The organism is Arthrobacter sp. T572 (assembly GCF_056780115.1).
In genome coordinates this window covers 3,004,429-3,020,643 of sequence record NZ_JBRAZQ010000002.1, presented here as the reverse complement: position 1 = coordinate 3,020,643, position 16,215 = coordinate 3,004,429, and the positions used below count along the sequence as shown (strand labels likewise).

10 protein-coding genes are annotated in these 16,215 nt (G+C 62.8%); 9 read left to right on the top strand and 1 reads right to left on the bottom strand.

What is annotated here, in order from left to right:
- The first annotated feature begins 70 nt into the window (after positions 1-70).
- From ACUYMZ_RS15195 to ACUYMZ_RS15165, 7 genes are all read left to right on the top strand, one after another.
- Positions 71-3,970, top strand: a complete 3,900-nt coding sequence (locus ACUYMZ_RS15195) for a DNA-directed RNA polymerase subunit beta' (RefSeq protein ID WP_426003649.1) — start codon at positions 71-73, stop codon at positions 3,968-3,970.
- A 425-nt stretch (positions 3,971-4,395) separates the two neighbouring features.
- Positions 4,396-4,770, top strand: a complete 375-nt coding sequence (rpsL, locus tag ACUYMZ_RS15190) for a 30S ribosomal protein S12 (RefSeq protein WP_009358312.1) — start codon at positions 4,396-4,398, stop codon at positions 4,768-4,770.
- A 1-nt stretch (position 4,771) separates the two neighbouring features.
- On the top strand, positions 4,772-5,242 hold the full coding sequence (gene rpsG, locus ACUYMZ_RS15185) for a 30S ribosomal protein S7 (RefSeq protein ID WP_021472399.1): 471 nt from the start codon (positions 4,772-4,774) through the stop codon (positions 5,240-5,242).
- A 69-nt stretch (positions 5,243-5,311) separates the two neighbouring features.
- The gene (fusA, locus tag ACUYMZ_RS15180; RefSeq protein ID WP_166183604.1) at positions 5,312-7,426 is read left to right on the top strand and encodes an elongation factor G; all 2,115 of its coding nucleotides are present in this window, start codon (positions 5,312-5,314) and stop codon (positions 7,424-7,426) included.
- Between the two features lie 231 nt (positions 7,427-7,657).
- The gene (gene tuf, locus ACUYMZ_RS15175) at positions 7,658-8,848 is read left to right on the top strand and encodes an elongation factor Tu (RefSeq protein ID WP_021472401.1); all 1,191 of its coding nucleotides are present in this window, start codon (positions 7,658-7,660) and stop codon (positions 8,846-8,848) included.
- A 156-nt stretch (positions 8,849-9,004) separates the two neighbouring features.
- A complete protein-coding gene (locus ACUYMZ_RS15170) occupies positions 9,005-13,246 on the top strand; it encodes a hypothetical protein (protein ID WP_481604204.1) in 4,242 nt (1,413 codons plus the stop codon).
- Between the two features lie 24 nt (positions 13,247-13,270).
- Entirely contained in the window at positions 13,271-13,396 is a 126-nt protein-coding gene (locus tag ACUYMZ_RS15165) for a hypothetical protein (RefSeq protein ID WP_481604202.1), read from the top strand.
- Between the two features lie 24 nt (positions 13,397-13,420).
- On the opposite strand, the gene ACUYMZ_RS15160 is transcribed toward ACUYMZ_RS15165, so the two are convergent.
- Entirely contained in the window at positions 13,421-14,854 is a 1,434-nt protein-coding gene (locus ACUYMZ_RS15160) for a GH1 family beta-glucosidase (protein ID WP_481604200.1), read from the bottom strand.
- A 383-nt stretch (positions 14,855-15,237) separates the two neighbouring features.
- Here ACUYMZ_RS15160 and rpsJ point away from each other — a divergent pair, with 383 nt between their 5' ends.
- Complete coding sequence (rpsJ, locus tag ACUYMZ_RS15155) at positions 15,238-15,546, top strand: 30S ribosomal protein S10 (protein ID WP_003803825.1); 309 nt, start codon at positions 15,238-15,240, stop codon at positions 15,544-15,546.
- 17 nt (positions 15,547-15,563) lie between these two features.
- On the top strand, positions 15,564-16,214 hold the full coding sequence (gene rplC, locus ACUYMZ_RS15150; protein ID WP_426003641.1) for a 50S ribosomal protein L3: 651 nt from the start codon (positions 15,564-15,566) through the stop codon (positions 16,212-16,214).
- Position 16,215 lies beyond the last annotated feature (1 nt).

The following is a 16,215-nucleotide window of genomic DNA, read 5'->3' as shown; positions in this document are numbered from 1 at the left end:
CGCCGGAGCAGCTCCCTCTTTCCGTAACCAAGACTTCAGAATTTAGAGAACAAGAGAGAACAGGGACCACATGTCCAGCGAATCCTCCTTCGGCCTCATGCAGATCGGCCTCGCCACCGCGGAAGACATCCGTGGCTGGTCATACGGTGAGGTCAAGAAGCCGGAAACCATCAACTACCGCACTCTCAAGCCCGAGAAGGACGGTCTTTTCTGCGAGAAGATCTTCGGACCTTCCCGTGACTGGGAATGCTACTGCGGCAAGTACAAGCGCGTCCGCTTCAAGGGCATCATCTGTGAGCGCTGTGGCGTCGAAGTTACCCGCGCCAAGGTACGCCGTGAGCGCATGGGCCACATCGAGCTCGCCGCTCCCGTTACCCACATCTGGTACTTCAAGGGTGTTCCGTCGCGCCTTGGCTACCTCCTGGACCTGGCACCGAAGGACCTCGAAAAGGTCATCTACTTCGCTGCCTACATGATCACCAGCGTCGACGAGGAAAACCGCCACGCTGAGCTGCCCAACCTCCAGGTCGAGCACGATCTCGAGAAGAAGCAGCTCGTGGACAACCGCGACAGCGACATCGCCCAGATCGCCCGCGACCTTGAAGACGAGCTTGCCCGTCTTGAAGGCGAAGGTGCCAAGGGTGCCGACAAGAAGAAGGCCCGCGACTCCGCCGACCGCCAGATGGCGAACGTCCGCAAGCGTGCCGACGCCGACATCGAGCGCCTGGAGCAGGTCTGGGACCGCTTCAAGAACCTCAAGGTCGCAGACCTCGAAGGTGACGAAGGCCTGTACCGCGAACTGCGTGACCGCTACGGCATGTACTTCGAAGGTTCCATGGGTGCCGAGGCCATCAAGAAGCGCCTTGAGACCTTCGACATGCAGGCTGAAGCCGAGGCATTGCGCGATGTCATCCAGAACGGCAAGGGCCAGCGCAAGACCCGTGCCCTCAAGCGCCTCAAGGTCGTCAACGCGTTCCTGACCACCAACAACAGCCCGCTCGGCATGGTTCTCGACGCCGTCCCGGTGATCCCGCCGGAACTGCGCCCGATGGTCCAGCTGGACGGTGGCCGCTTCGCGACCTCCGACCTCAACGACCTCTACCGCCGTGTGATCAACCGCAACAACCGACTCAAGCGCCTGCTTGACCTTGGTGCTCCGGAGATCATCGTCAACAACGAGAAGCGCATGCTTCAGGAAGCTGTTGACAGCCTCTTCGACAACGGCCGCCGTGGCCGTCCGGTCACCGGTCCGGGCAACCGTCCGCTGAAGTCCCTGAGCGACATGCTCAAGGGCAAGCAGGGCCGTTTCCGCCAGAACCTGCTCGGCAAACGCGTCGACTACTCCGGCCGTTCGGTGATTGTTGTCGGCCCGCAGCTGAAGCTGCACCAGTGTGGCCTGCCCAAGCAGATGGCACTGGAGCTCTTCAAGCCGTTCGTGATGAAGCGCCTGGTTGACCTCAACCACGCGCAGAACATCAAGTCGGCAAAGCGCATGGTCGAGCGCTACCGCCCGCAGGTCTGGGATGTGCTCGAAGAGATCATCACCGAACACCCGGTGCTGCTCAACCGTGCACCTACCCTGCACCGCCTCGGCATCCAGGCCTTCGAACCGCAGCTTGTTGAAGGCAAGGCAATCCAGCTTCACCCGCTGGTATGTGGCGCCTTCAACGCTGACTTCGACGGCGACCAGATGGCAGTCCACCTGCCGCTGAGCCCCGAAGCCCAGGCCGAAGCCCGCATCCTGATGCTGTCCTCGAACAACATCCTGAAGCCCTCCGATGGCCGTCCGGTGACCCTGCCTTCGCAGGATATGATCATCGGCCTGTACCACCTGACCACCAAGCGCGTCGGCTCCGCCGGCGAAGGCCGCGTGTTCTCCTCTGTGTCGGAAGCCATCATGGCCTACGACGCCCGCGAACTGCACCTGAACTCCCAGGTGAAGATCCGCTTGGAGAACTTCGTTCCTTACGCAGGTTGGGAAGCTCCGGAAGGTTGGGAGCCCGGCCAGCCGGCGCTCGTTGAAACCTCCCTGGGCCAGGTCATCTTCAACCAGACCCTGCCCGAGGACTACCCGTGGGTTGAGGCTGTTGCGGACAAGGGTGAGCTGTCCCGGATCGTCAACGACCTCGCCGAGCGTTACCCGAAGGTCGTCACGGCTGCAACGCTGGACAACCTGAAGGATGCCGGTTTCTACTGGGCAACCCGTTCGGGTGTCACTGTGGCAATCTCCGACATCGAGGTTCCGGACACCAAGCCGGGCATCCTCGCCGGTTACGAGAACATGGCTGCCAAGATCCAGGGCCAGTACGACAAGGGCCTGATCGACGACGACGAGCGTCGCCAGGAACTGATCGAGATCTGGAACAAGGCAACCAACGAGATCGCCCAGGCAATGCGTGACAGCCTGTCCCCGATGAACACCATTAACCGCATGGTGTCCTCCGGTGCCCGTGGTAACTGGATGCAGGTCCGCCAGATTGCGGGTATCCGTGGTCTTGTGGCCAACCCGAAGGGTGAGATCATCCCGCGTCCGATCAAGTCCTCCTACCGTGAGGGCCTGTCGGTGCTGGAATACTTCATCGCCACGCACGGTGCCCGTAAGGGTCTGGCCGACACCGCCCTGCGTACCGCCAACTCGGGTTACCTGACCCGTCGTCTGGTGGACGTTTCGCAGGACGTCATCGTCCGTGAAGAGGACTGTGGCACCGAGCGCGGTCTGGTCACCCCGATCGCCGTGCCGGATTCCAACGGTGAGCTCGTCCTGGACGAGAACGTCGAGAACAGCGCCTACGCACGTACGCTGGCTGTCGACGTCGTGGATGCCCAGGGCAACGTCCTGGCTCCGGCCGGCACCGACTGCGGCGACGTCGTGATCGGCCAGCTGCTGGCGGCAGGCATCACCGAGGTCAAGGTCCGCTCCGTACTCACCTGTGAGTCCAAGGTTGGTACCTGTGCACTCTGCTACGGCCGTTCGCTGGCCACCGGCAAGACCGTGGACATCGGCGAGGCCGTGGGCATCATTGCCGCACAGTCCATCGGTGAGCCCGGTACCCAGCTGACCATGCGTACGTTCCACACCGGTGGTGCTGTTTCCGCCGGTGGTGGCGATGACATCACCCAGGGTCTGCCCCGTATCCAGGAACTGTTCGAAGCCCGTACTCCGAAGGGTGTGGCCCCGATTGCGGAAGCAGCCGGCCGTATCACCATCGAAGAGTCCGAGCGCCAGATGCGCCTGGTGATCACTCCGGACGATGGCTCCGAAGAGATTGCCTACCCGGTACTGCGCCGTTCCCGCCTCCTCATCGAGGACGGCGAGCACGTCAGTGTCGGCCAGAAGCTGATCAACGGTCCGGTGGACCCGAAGCAGGTTCTGCGCATCATGGGTCCGCGTGCGGCACAGAAGTTCCTCGTGGACGAAGTGCAGGGCGTTTACCGCAGCCAGGGTATTGGTATCCACGACAAGCACGTCGAAGTCATCGTCCGCCAGATGCTGCGCCGAGTGACCGTCATCGAGTCCGGCGACTCCGAGCTGCTCCCCGGTGAGCTGGCAGAGCGCGCCCGCTTCGAGGACGAGAACCGCCGCGTTGTGTCCGAGGGCAAGGCACCGGCTTCCGGCCGTCCGGAACTCATGGGTATCACCAAGGCCTCCTTGGCGACCGAGTCCTGGCTGTCCGCAGCATCGTTCCAGGAGACCACCCGCGTCCTGACGCAGGCGGCCATGGAAGGCAAGAGCGATCCGTTGCTCGGCCTCAAGGAGAACGTCATCATCGGTAAGCTCATCCCGGCCGGTACGGGCCTGCCCCGCTACACCCAGGTCACGGTGGAGCCGACGGAGGAAGCAAAGGCAAGCCTGTTCACGGGCCCCAGCGCTTTCACCGACTTCTCCTATGACGCCCTGGGCGGCGACGGTGCTCCCGAGTTCCACGCCATCCCGCTGGATGACTACGATCTCGGCAACGACTTCCGCTGACATCGGCGGCAGTAGCCAATGATTGAAGGCCGGGCCCCGCACTCTTCGGAGTGCGGGGCCTGGTTCCGTTAAGCGGGCCGTTGCGGCCGGTGACCCGGGGGAGTGGAGGCCCGACGGCGGTACCTGGCTGCCGCCGTCGGGCCTCCATACACCCGATTAAGGCGGCAGATCAAGCCGTGCTAGACTATTCGTAATTGTTCTGTGTGGCAGTGGATGAAGGCCGCCGCAACATCATTTTGGTTTTGTTCTCATGGTGTTGGGTGTGGAGCCTGTTTCCGGGTTGCGGGCAACTTGCGCAACGAATGCCGCACTTTTGCACGCCTACCGGTAGATTCGCTGGCTGCATGAGCAACGCCAAAGTTCCCACTGAGCACCGGCTGGCGCCTGTGTGTGGGGGCAGAGATCAAACAACGGAGAACACGAAAGTGCCTACGATTAACCAGCTGGTCCGCAAGGGCCGCACGCCGAAGGTCTCCAAGACCAAGGCTCCCGCGCTGAAGGGCAGCCCGATGCGCCGCGGTGTTTGCACCCGCGTTTACACCACCACTCCGAAGAAGCCGAACTCGGCTCTTCGTAAGGTTGCACGTGTGCGCCTTAACGGTGGCGTTGAAGTTACCGCCTACATCCCCGGTGTTGGCCACAACCTGCAGGAGCACTCCATCGTGCTCGTCCGTGGTGGTCGTGTGAAGGACCTCCCGGGTGTCCGCTACAAGATCGTCCGCGGTGCCCTCGACACCCAGGGTGTCAAGAACCGCAAGCAGGCCCGCAGCCGCTACGGCGCAAAGATGGAGAAGAAGTAATATGCCTCGCAAGGGTCCGGCCCCCAAGCGGCCGCTCGTTTCAGATCCCGTCTACGGCTCCCCGTTGGTCACGCAGCTGATCAACAAGGTCCTGATCGACGGCAAGAAGTCCACCGCAGAGCGCATCGTTTACGGTGCCCTCGAAGGTGCCCGTGCCAAGACGGGCGGCGACCCCGTCGCAGCCCTGAAGAAGGCCATGGACAACGTCAAGCCTTCCCTCGAGGTGCGTTCCCGCCGTGTTGGTGGCGCCACCTACCAGGTTCCGGTTGAGGTCAAGCCGGGTCGCTCCACCGCCCTCGCACTGCGTTGGCTCGTGGGCTACTCCAAGGCCCGCCGTGAAAAGACGATGACCGAGCGTCTCCAGAACGAAATCCTGGATGCATCGAACGGTCTCGGTGCCGCTGTGAAGCGTCGCGAAGACACCCACAAGATGGCCGAGTCCAACAAGGCCTTCGCACACTACCGCTGGTAAAAACTTCCCGGACGCCGCCGGCTCAATGAGCCGGCGGCGAACGTGTAGCCCATCCGAAAGGGAGACCCCGTGGCACAGGACGTGCTTACCGACCTTAACAAGGTCCGCAACATCGGCATCATGGCCCACATCGATGCCGGCAAGACCACTACTACCGAGCGCATTCTGTTCTACACAGGCGTGAACCACAAGATCGGCGAGACACACGACGGTGCTTCGACGACCGACTGGATGGAACAGGAAAAGGAACGCGGCATCACCATCACGTCCGCGGCCGTGACCTGCTTCTGGAACAAGAACCAGATCAACATCATCGACACCCCGGGCCACGTGGACTTCACGGTTGAGGTTGAGCGCTCCCTGCGCGTCCTCGACGGTGCAGTTGCAGTGTTCGACGGCAAGGAAGGCGTGGAGCCGCAGTCCGAGACTGTTTGGCGCCAGGCTGACAAGTACAACGTCCCGCGTATCTGCTTCGTCAACAAGATGGACAAGCTGGGCGCTGACTTCTACTTCACCGTGGACACCATCATCTCCCGCCTCGGCGCCAAGCCGCTGGTCATGCAGCTGCCGATCGGTGCCGAGAACGACTTCGTGGGCGTCGTCGACCTCCTTGAAATGCGCGCGCTGGTTTGGCCTGGCGACGCCAAGGGCGACGTCACCATGGGTGCTTCCTACGAGGTCCAGGAAATTCCTGCCGACCTCAAGGAAAAGGCCGAGGAATACCGCGCACAGCTCGTTGAGACTGTTGCCGAGGCATCCGAGGAACTCATGGAGAAGTACCTCGAAGGTGAAGAACTCACCCTCGAAGAGCTCAAGGCCGGCATCCGCAAGATGACCATCAACTCCGAGCTCTACCCGGTCTTCTGTGGTTCTGCCTTCAAGAACCGCGGTGTCCAGCCGATGCTTGACGCTGTTGTGGACTTCCTGCCGAACCCGCTGGACGTTCCCGCGATGATCGGCCACGATCCCCGCGACGAAGAGAAGGAACTGACCCGTAAGCCCTCCGCTGACGAGCCGTTCTCCGCTCTTGCGTTCAAGATCGCCGCACACCCCTTCTTCGGCCAGCTCACCTTCATCCGCGTGTACTCCGGTCACGTTGATTCCGGTGCGCAGGTGGTCAACTCCACCAAGGGCAAGAAGGAGCGCATCGGCAAGCTCTTCCAGATGCACGCCAACAAGGAAATGCCTGTCGAGGGCGCTACCGCCGGCCACATCTACGCTGCGATCGGCCTGAAGGACACCACCACCGGTGACACCCTGTGCGATCCCGCCAACCAGATCGTCCTCGAGTCCATGAGCTTCCCGGAGCCCGTGATCTCGGTTGCGATCGAGCCGAACACCAAGGGTGACCAGGAGAAGCTCTCCACGGCTATCCAGAAGCTCTCCGCCGAGGACCCCACCTTCCAGGTGTCCCTCAACGAAGAGACCGGCCAGACCGTTATCGCAGGTATGGGTGAACTTCACCTGGACATCCTCGTTGACCGTATGCGCCGTGAATTCAAGGTCGAGGCAAACGTCGGCAAGCCGCAGGTTGCCTACCGCGAAACCATCAAGCGCGCTGTGGAGAAGGTCGACTTCACCCACAAGAAGCAGACCGGTGGCTCGGGCCAGTTCGCAAAGGTCCAGGTCTCCTTCGAGCCGCTGGAAACCACGGACGGCACGTTCTACGAGTTCGAGAACAAGGTCACCGGTGGCCGTATTCCGCGTGAATACATCCCCTCCGTTGACGCTGGTATCCAGGACGCCATGCAGTTCGGTATCCTGGCCGGTTACCCGATGGTGGGCGTCAAGGCGATCCTGCTCGACGGTGCCTACCACGATGTCGACTCCTCCGAAATGGCGTTCAAGATCGCCGGTTCCCAGGTGTTCAAGGAAGGCGCCCGCAAGGCGAACCCTGTCCTGCTCGAACCCCTGATGGCCGTCGAGGTCCGTACCCCTGAGGAATACATGGGTGACGTGATCGGTGACCTCAACTCCCGCCGTGGCATGATCCAGTCCATGGAAGATGCTGCCGGCGTGAAGGTGGTCCGTGCGAACGTGCCGCTGTCCGAAATGTTCGGCTACATCGGTGACCTGCGGTCCAAGACCCAGGGTCGCGCTGTGTACTCGATGACGTTCGACAGCTACGCGGAGGTCCCGAAGGCTGTTGCCGACGAGATCATCCAGAAGACCCGCGGCGAGTAATCACCCGGATCGGATGCAGTTCCGGTTCCGGGAAGGCATCACAGTGCAGTAGGCGGGGCCGCGGTGGAAACCGCGGCCCGGCCCCCTGCGCGAACAGGCTCTAGGAACTACCATTGGTTCCTGAATCTGCAATTTCACCAAAACCAAGCCCCCAAGTAGACTTGCTAGAGTTTCTGCCGCGAAAAGCGCGGCCGAGGAGCACGTCACTTGAAATCGTTCTAGGAGGAACCTGTGGCAAAGGCAAAGTTCGAGCGGACTAAGCCGCACGTCAACATCGGCACCATTGGTCACGTTGACCACGGTAAGACGACGCTGACTGCCGCCATTTCCAAGGTGCTGTACGACCAGTACCCGGATCTCAACGAGCAGCGCGACTTCGCGTCCATCGACTCTGCTCCGGAAGAGCGCCAGCGCGGTATTACCATCAACATCTCCCACGTGGAGTACCAGACCGAGAAGCGTCACTACGCACACGTTGACGCCCCCGGTCACGCTGACTACATCAAGAACATGATCACCGGTGCTGCCCAGATGGACGGCGCAATCCTCGTGGTTGCCGCTACCGATGGTCCGATGGCCCAGACCCGTGAGCACGTTCTGCTCGCCCGCCAGGTTGGTGTTCCCTACCTGCTGGTCGCACTGAACAAGTCCGACATGGTTGAGGACGAGGAACTCCTCGACCTCGTTGAAATGGAAGTTCGTGAGCTCCTGAGCTCGCAGGGCTTCGACGGTGACGACGCTCCCGTCGTTCGCGTTTCCGGTCTGAAGGCACTGGAAGGCGACCCGGTTTGGGTCAAGTCCGTCCAGGACCTGATGGCAGCTGTCGACGAGTCTGTTCCGGACCCCGTTCGTGACCGCGACAAGCCGTTCCTGATGCCGATCGAAGACGTCTTCACCATCACCGGCCGTGGCACCGTTGTTACGGGCCGCGCCGAGCGTGGTACCCTCGCCATCAACTCCGAGGTCGAGATCGTCGGCATCCGCCCGATCCAGAAGACCACGGTTACCGGTATCGAGATGTTCCACAAGCAGCTCGACGAAGCATGGGCCGGCGAGAACTGTGGCCTCCTGCTCCGTGGCCTCAAGCGCGACGATGTCGAGCGTGGCCAGGTTGTCGTCAAGCCGGGTTCCATCACCCCGCACACCGACTTCGAGGCCAACGTCTACATCCTTTCCAAGGACGAAGGCGGACGTCACAACCCGTTCTACTCGAACTACCGCCCGCAGTTCTACTTCCGTACGACGGACGTTACCGGCGTTATCACCCTGCCCGAAGGCACGGAAATGGTTATGCCCGGCGACAACACTGAGATGACCGTTGAGCTCATCCAGCCGATCGCAATGGAAGAGGGCCTCGGCTTCGCTATCCGTGAAGGTGGCCGCACCGTTGGTTCGGGACGTGTTACCAAGATCATCAAGTAGTTTCTGCTTGTAGATCGGGCAGGTTCCGGTCAGCCGGAAGTTACCCACAGAAGAACCCCACCGCATCGCCGGTGGGGTTCTTCTTTGTTATGATTTATCTATCGATTGGATAAACGCCGGTTCCTTGTTGTGTCCGGTGCTTTGAAAGGGTCTGCCATGACTGCACTGCTGGTTCTGATGCTGGTTGCCGTAGTGGGCTCCATTGGGTTCGCCTGGGGGTCCCATGTGGGCCGCACGGCCAAGCTGCGGAGCGCCCCGGCAACGAAAGTGGAACAGGAATCCGCGTATCAGGCGGGATACCTGGCTGGACACCTCGCGGGCTGGCGTGATGCAGTGACGGCCGCAGGCCGCCACCAGGCAGGGGGAGTGCACCAGGTCCAGTCAGCCGCTCCAGCCGACCTTCCGGCATTGCCGCTTCCTGGCAGCGGTGGGTTGCCGCTGCCGGCTCCACAGTCACCTCTCCCCATGCCGACCGCGGCAGCTCCTGCCGGGCAATTGCCGCCTCCGGCGACGCCTGTGCCGCAGCCGGCCCACGGCCTCGCGCCTGCCCCGAAGCTTGCTCCGTCCACGCCGGCTGTTGTGAGCCCCGCGCCAGCCCGACCCGTGCCACCCCATCCCGCTCCGTTCACGCCCGTGCAGGAAACACCGGAGGAGGCTGCCGCCCGCAAGGCGCGACGCGACCAGCAAAACATCAATGTCACCCTGTATGTTGCCAGCCTGCTGCTGGTTGCCGCAGGCGCGTTGTTCGTCGGCACCAGCCTCCCTGTGCCGCTTCGCTTTGCCGGCATTTGCGGCATCACAGCCCTCTTCTACGGAGCCGGTCTGGTCATCCACCGCCGGGTTCCCAGACTGAAACCCGCGGCAGTGGCCTTCGTGGGCACGGGCCTTGCGTTGGTGCCCATCCTGGGGCTCGCCATGTACAACTTTGCCTTCCATCATGGCCCGGCTGCCTGGCTGATCACCTCTTTGGTTGGTACGGGAGCGTATGTCTATGCCGCGCTCCGGTTGGACAGCAAGGTGCTGGCTTTCCTGTCGCTCACCTTCATGGTTTCCACCGCCTGGTCGGGTGTCTCGATCCTGGGCGGGGCACTCGTGTGGTACTTCACCGCACTCATTGGTGTCGCCATCATCTCCACGGTCGTGGCACTGGTTCAGCCTCGCTGGATACCTCCGCTCTTCCTGCAGCCGTTGGCACAGTTGCACCCTTTCGTGGTGCCGCTTGCCGCGGTTGCCGTAACGTGCATGCCGCATTTGCTGGGCAAGGGGGAGTACCCGCTGGTGATGGCAATGTGCGGGGCCTACTTCGCCGTGATGGTGGCCGTCCCAGGCGTTCGATACCGCATCCAGCATTTCCATGCTGCGCGTATCGCCTTGACCTTGGCGCTTCTCGGCCTGGTGTGGGATCTCTCGGAGGACGCCACCTATGTCATGCTGGCGGCCGTCATCGCGCTGGGTGGACAGGCCGTAGGCGTCAGCTTGGCTGGGCGCCGGATCATCCCGGGGTCTTGGTGGAACGACGCCGTCTCCTGCCTGGGGCTGCAGAGCGTCATCGCTGCCGTCCTTGCGGTGGTTCTTGCCCTTCAAGGTTCCGGTATCCCCACCTATCTTCCCTTCGTCGTCTGCATGATGACTGCCATGGCGTGTGGTTGGAAGCTGGGCCACGGTGCAGAGTTTGCTCCCGGCGGTGTCCTCGCAGTCATCGTGCCCTTTGTCCCCGTGCTGGATGCCTGGTCCGTGGCGGCCTTTGCGGGGTCGGCTGCCGTTTACTGGTTTGCCCGCGCCGCCATATCGGCACCGTACCGGAAGCCCTTGGTCCTTGCGGCGCGGGTGGCCTTGACCTTCTCGGTTCCCGCCATCGTCGCGGGTGCCCTGGACGGTTCTCCCGACAGGAGTGCATACGTCGTCCTGGCCGCGGTGCTCGCCTCCGCAGCGCAGCAGGTGGTGGGTGCCGTCCTGGAACACCGCGGGGTCAGGTTGGCCGGGCCGCAGGCTTCTGCTGCCTCCTTCGGTGGTGCCGCACTGGCCGGGTTGCCGGTTCTTTCCTGGCTGGACGGGGCTGCCGGGAAGCCCTTGGTGGTTGCGGGCGTTTCCACCGTGGTAGCAGCGGGATTGCTGGCCGGGTTGTGCCTCGTTCTGCGGCCTCGGATTTCCGGGGAGGAGCCAGCTGGAAGCAGGCCTTCACCCCCTCGGCCAACCATTGCGGAGTTGCTCGGACCTGTCACGGCGGCAGTTGGTGGTGTCATTGGCTTCGTGACGGTCTCGCTCACGCTGGGCAACGCCGTCCTCCTGGCGTTGACCGGATACCTGGTCCTGTTGGCGCTTCGCCTCCCCGACTCCAGCCGACGCCGGAACTACTGGTGGTTTGCCCGAGGGGCAGCCACTGTCCTCGCGGTATCGGCGTACGTTGATGCCGGCCGGCATGGATGGAGCCCCCGGATCGGGGGCGAAATTCCTTCGGCGGCTTTGGTGCTGGTACTGCTTGCGGCGGGCCAGCTACTTCTGCCACTCCTTCCAGCCGCCCGCCGCCGGTCGCCGGACGCCGCCCGTCTCGACGCCGGCTTGCTCCTGCTGGTCATGGGTGCGGCGGCATCGTTCCTCACGGCAGCCAGTGTTTGGGGCGCACCCCTGTTCCGACACAGCTGGCAGCCGGGGGTTGCGGCCCTGGTAACAGCCGCGGCTGCGGTGACTGCGGGATTCTTTCTGCGGAGGGTGCCCGCCACGTGGGTCATGGCACCCGCTGCCCTAGCACTTCTCCTGCTGCTCAGGTCCGGCGACGTCGGGGATGTCGAGGCCCTGCTGGGCGTGTTCTCCCTCTACGGCATCGTCATGGTGTTTGCGGTGCAGCCCGGGAGGGTACAGGGGGCGTACCTTGTTGCTGCGCGCGTCCTGACCGCTGCTTTGGTCACCGTCCTGGCCGCGGATCTGACGGATTCTCCGGCAGCGGCTTCCCTTGCTTTGGCAACCGTACTGGTGCTGCAACCGGCTTTGGTCCTGCTCTTCCGTGGCCGCCTTCGGGACCTCCCTTACCAGCGTGGGGCTGCGTGGGCTGTCCTGGCTGCCCAGCTTGCCGTGCCGCTGGCGTACCTTGCGATAGGGAATCACGACGCCGGTGGCCGTTGGGTGGTCCTCCTCGAGTTGGCACTGGTCCCGGCTTCCGCAGCGATCATGCGGCGTGTCCAGGAGTTGGGCGGTGCCATGTACTTCGGCGTGGCCTCCGTAGCAGCCCTGGTTGTGGCCGCCGGTCCTGCTGTGGCCTTCCCGGCAAATACGTGGCTGTCCGAACCTATCCTTGACCGATACCAAGGGCCTCTGGTCTTCCTGGGACTGGCAGTGGCCGTTGTGGGGGCCCAGGCCTTTCTGCAACGCCGCAAGCGGACCGCCTCGCGTTCGGTGGTCCCGGCAGAACGTTGGTTGTGGCTGGTTGCCGCTCTCTTGTTCACGCTCCTGGGCGGACTCCTGACCCTTGATGTGTCCTACTCATTGACCGGTCTGGCGGTTTTGGTGCTGGCCCTCGTGCTGTTCGTTGCATCCCACCTTTTGGATATGCCGTCGCTTTATGCTGCGGCAGCGCCGTCGGCGCTGGTGGGTGCAGTACCTGCAGCCGAAGGTTTGCTGGGTCCCGGGAATGGAGCCTGGGCTGTTTTCATGCCTTGGCTCGTGGGCGGTGTTGGCCTTGCCGCACTCCTGTATCCGGTTCGCTGGTTCGGAGGAGCAGGCATCACGGATCAACCCTGGCGCCGGAATGGGCTTGCCGGTACTGCGGTGGGCGCATTGGCAGCTTCTGCCGCCATTGGGCTTGCGAGCGATCCCACTGCCCTCACGGCCGCTGGCCTCGTTATGGTTGCGGGGGTCATCGTGGTCATCGAAGTGCCACACGGCAGGTGGCTTGCCGGAGAGGTCGCGGGATTGGTCTCGCTCGCCGCCGTGCAACGGGCGGTCCTCTTTGCGGGAGTTGGTTCCCCGGAGTGGTTCTGGGCCGCGCAATGGTATGTGGTGGCCGGAGCTGTTCTGGCAGGACTGCGCTATTTCAAGGGCCAGCGGCACGAAGCGCGCTGGCGTTTGGGTGTGACGGCGGGCGTTTTGGCACTGACCTCTTTGGGAACTGTCCTGGGTGGCACGCCGTCACAACAGGTGTATGTCCTCGCGGCCCATGTGCTCCTGCTGGTGGCGGGCCTTCTGCTGGCCGAACGGATGTTTGTGTGGTGGGGTGCCGCAGGGGTGGCTCTCAGCATCATGTGGGCCTTGCGGTCCTACGCGTTCGCCATGCTGGCACTGGTTGCGCTGGCCCTGATCGTTGTAGCTGTGTGGCGGTTGAATAGGAAGCCACCCGCTGCGCCGGACGGGGCCCAGGAGTCCCCGGGCTACCACGTGGAGTCGCGCCCCGACCGCATCCGCTAAGGTTGCTGACAGGAGAGGAGCATCATGGAATTCCTGATCGTCCTGGCAGTCATTGCCGGAATTGGCGCAACCGTGCTGTGGGGCCGGAAGTATTTCCGCAACGAGATCGACCGCGCAAAACGGATCAATCGAGCCAACAAGAACAGGTAGAACGCCTGTTTTAACCCGGCCGGGCTAGGGCTGGTGCCGGCGTGCGCGTCCCAAGGATCTATACCAGTAATAAGACTCCTTGGGCGTGCGCTCCAGGGTTTCGAAGTCAACATGGACAAGCCCGAACCGCTGGGAGTACCCGGCGGCCCACTCAAAGTTGTCCATGAGCGTCCATACGTAATATCCCCGAAGATCCATGCCCTCGGCGGGACCGCCCGGCCCCGTTGCCGTCAATGCATGGCCAAGGTGCTCTGCCAGGTAGCTGATCCGATCGGTGTCCTGCACCGGTCCGTCCACATGCGAAGGCTCCGGGAAGCTTGCGCCGCCCTCCGTGATGTACACGGGAGGCAAGGCATCGCCGTAACGCTCGGTCATTTCCTGCAGCAGTATCGCCAGCTGTTCCGGTGCCTCCGGCCAGCCGAATCCTGTGGTCTCATATTCCTGATAAGCCGCCAGGTGGAAGGGGACGTTGACCATCTCCTCGGCCTGGCCGGTGGGAATCTCCGCGGGACCGCGGCCGGAAGCAACCTTGATGGGGTAGTAATAGTTCAAGCCGTAGAAGTCCAAGGGCTGGCTGATTGTTTCCAGGTCGCCGTCCAGCACCGGGCCCAGTGATCGGAACCAGGGCCACAGCGGAAGCGACGGTTTGGGGTATTGCCCAAGGAGTACCGCATCGGCATAGATCCGGTTCAGGATCAGGTCCAGGGCTTCGGCCATGAGGCGGTCCGAAAGCCGGTTGCCGGCCGATCGGACGGGGGAGTGCATATTGGACAGTCCGATCCGGCCCTTGACCCCGGCAGCCCTGAGGGCCTGCACTGCCAGGCCGTGCCCCAGGAGTTGGTGGTGGGCGGCGGGAAGGCAGTCGAAGAGCAACCGGAGCCCGGGGGCATGGGCACCCAGCGCGTAGCCCTGCAGGGTGACGGAGACCGGCTCGTTGACCGTGACCCAGGAATCCACCCGGTCGCCGAAATGCTCCGCTGCCACGGCGGCGTAGGCGGCAAGTCGCTCAGCTGTATCCCGGTTCATCCACCCGCCCGCATGTTCCAGCGGCAAGGGAGTATCCCAGTGGTAGAGAGTCACCATGGGGGAGATGCCGGCGGCAAGGAGTTTATCCAGCAGGCGGTCGTAGAAGTCCAGCCCGCGTTGATTGACGGCGCCTTGCCCGTCCGGTTGGATCCGGGGCCAGGATAATGAGAAGCGGTAGGAGTCGACACCGAGTTCCTGCATCAGGGCAATGTCCTCATCGGCCCTGTTGTAGTGGTCGCACGCAATGGCGGGGGATCCGCCGTCGACGATTGTTCCGGGCTTTTCCGCGAACGCGTCCCAACCCGAAGGGCCCCGTCCGTCGGCCGTCAGTGCACCTTCGATCTGAAACGCGGCCGAAGCGACGCCAAGGGTGAATCCCGGGCGGAGCCGGGCGGCCAGATCTTCCACCGAACCCGTATCCTGGACTGTCATGCTCCATCATCCACAGCCGGTGGCGGGGCTGGCAATGGCTCCGGCAGCCCCGATTGGCCTTTGCTTGATAATTCCGGCATACTGGATGAGTTGTTCAAGCGCTTCTTCGCGTCCCGATCCGGATAATGCCGGGTGCCAGGGTCCAGGCTGAAGCCCAAACATAACCCTGAACCCCATGGATTGCGGTCGAGTTTGCGTGAAAATCGCGACACGCCCGACCGCGGGGGTCGGTGCGCCGGCAGGTTGAGGAACCCGGAGTATTCCGGATTCAGCTTGTGCGGCGAGTGGTGGTATTACCTCAAACGCTTCGGCGGCCACACAACAGGTAAGTAAACAGAGCAGCCCTAACTAGAGCAGCACTAGCTGAAAGAGAGTCAGGCGACATGGCGGGACAAAAAATCCGCATCCGGCTGAAGTCATATGACCACGAGGTCATTGATGTTTCAGCGCGGAAGATCGTTGAGACGGTCACGCGCGCAGGCGCAACGGTAGTCGGCCCGGTGCCGCTGCCCACGGAGAAGAACGTTTACTGCGTTATCCGCTCTCCGCACAAGTACAAGGACAGCCGTGAGCACTTCGAAATGCGTACTCACAAGCGTCTGATCGACATCATCGACCCCACGCCGAAGGCTGTTGACTCGCTCATGCGTCTCGACCTGCCGGCTGACGTGAACATCGAAATCAAGCTCTAGGGAGGTGCTGAGAGACTATGACCGCAACCCGTAACGTAAAGGGCCTGTTGGGCACGAAGCTCGGCATGACCCAGGTCTGGGACGAGAACAACAAGCTCATCCCGGTAACTGTCGTCCAGGCTGACTCCAACGTCATCACCCAGCTCCGCAATGCGGAGTCCGATGGCTACGTCGCCGTCCAGATCGGCTACGGCCAGATCGACCCCCGCAAGGTCACCAAGCCGCTGGCTGGTCACTTCGAGAAGGCCGGCGTAACTCCTCGCCGCCACGTGGTCGAACTGCGTACCGCAGACGCCGCATCCTACGAGCTGGGCCAGGAGCTCTCTGTTGAGATCTTCGAAGCCGGCCAGAAGATCGACGTCGTTGGCACCACCAAGGGTAAGGGCTTTGCCGGTGTTATGAAGCGTCACGGCTTCTCCGGCGTTGGCGCCTCCCACGGTGCCCACAAGAACCACCGTAAGCCTGGCTCCATCGGTGGCGCATCCACCCCGAGCCGCGTCTTCAAGGGTCTGAAAATGGCCGGCCGCATGGGCGCCGTTCGTCACACCACGCTGAACCTCACGGTTCACGCTGTTGACGTTGAGAAGTCGCTGCTCCTTATCAAGGGTGCCGTCCCCGGTGCCCGCGGCCAGGTCGTACTCGTACGTTCCGCCGTGAAGGGAGCCTAGT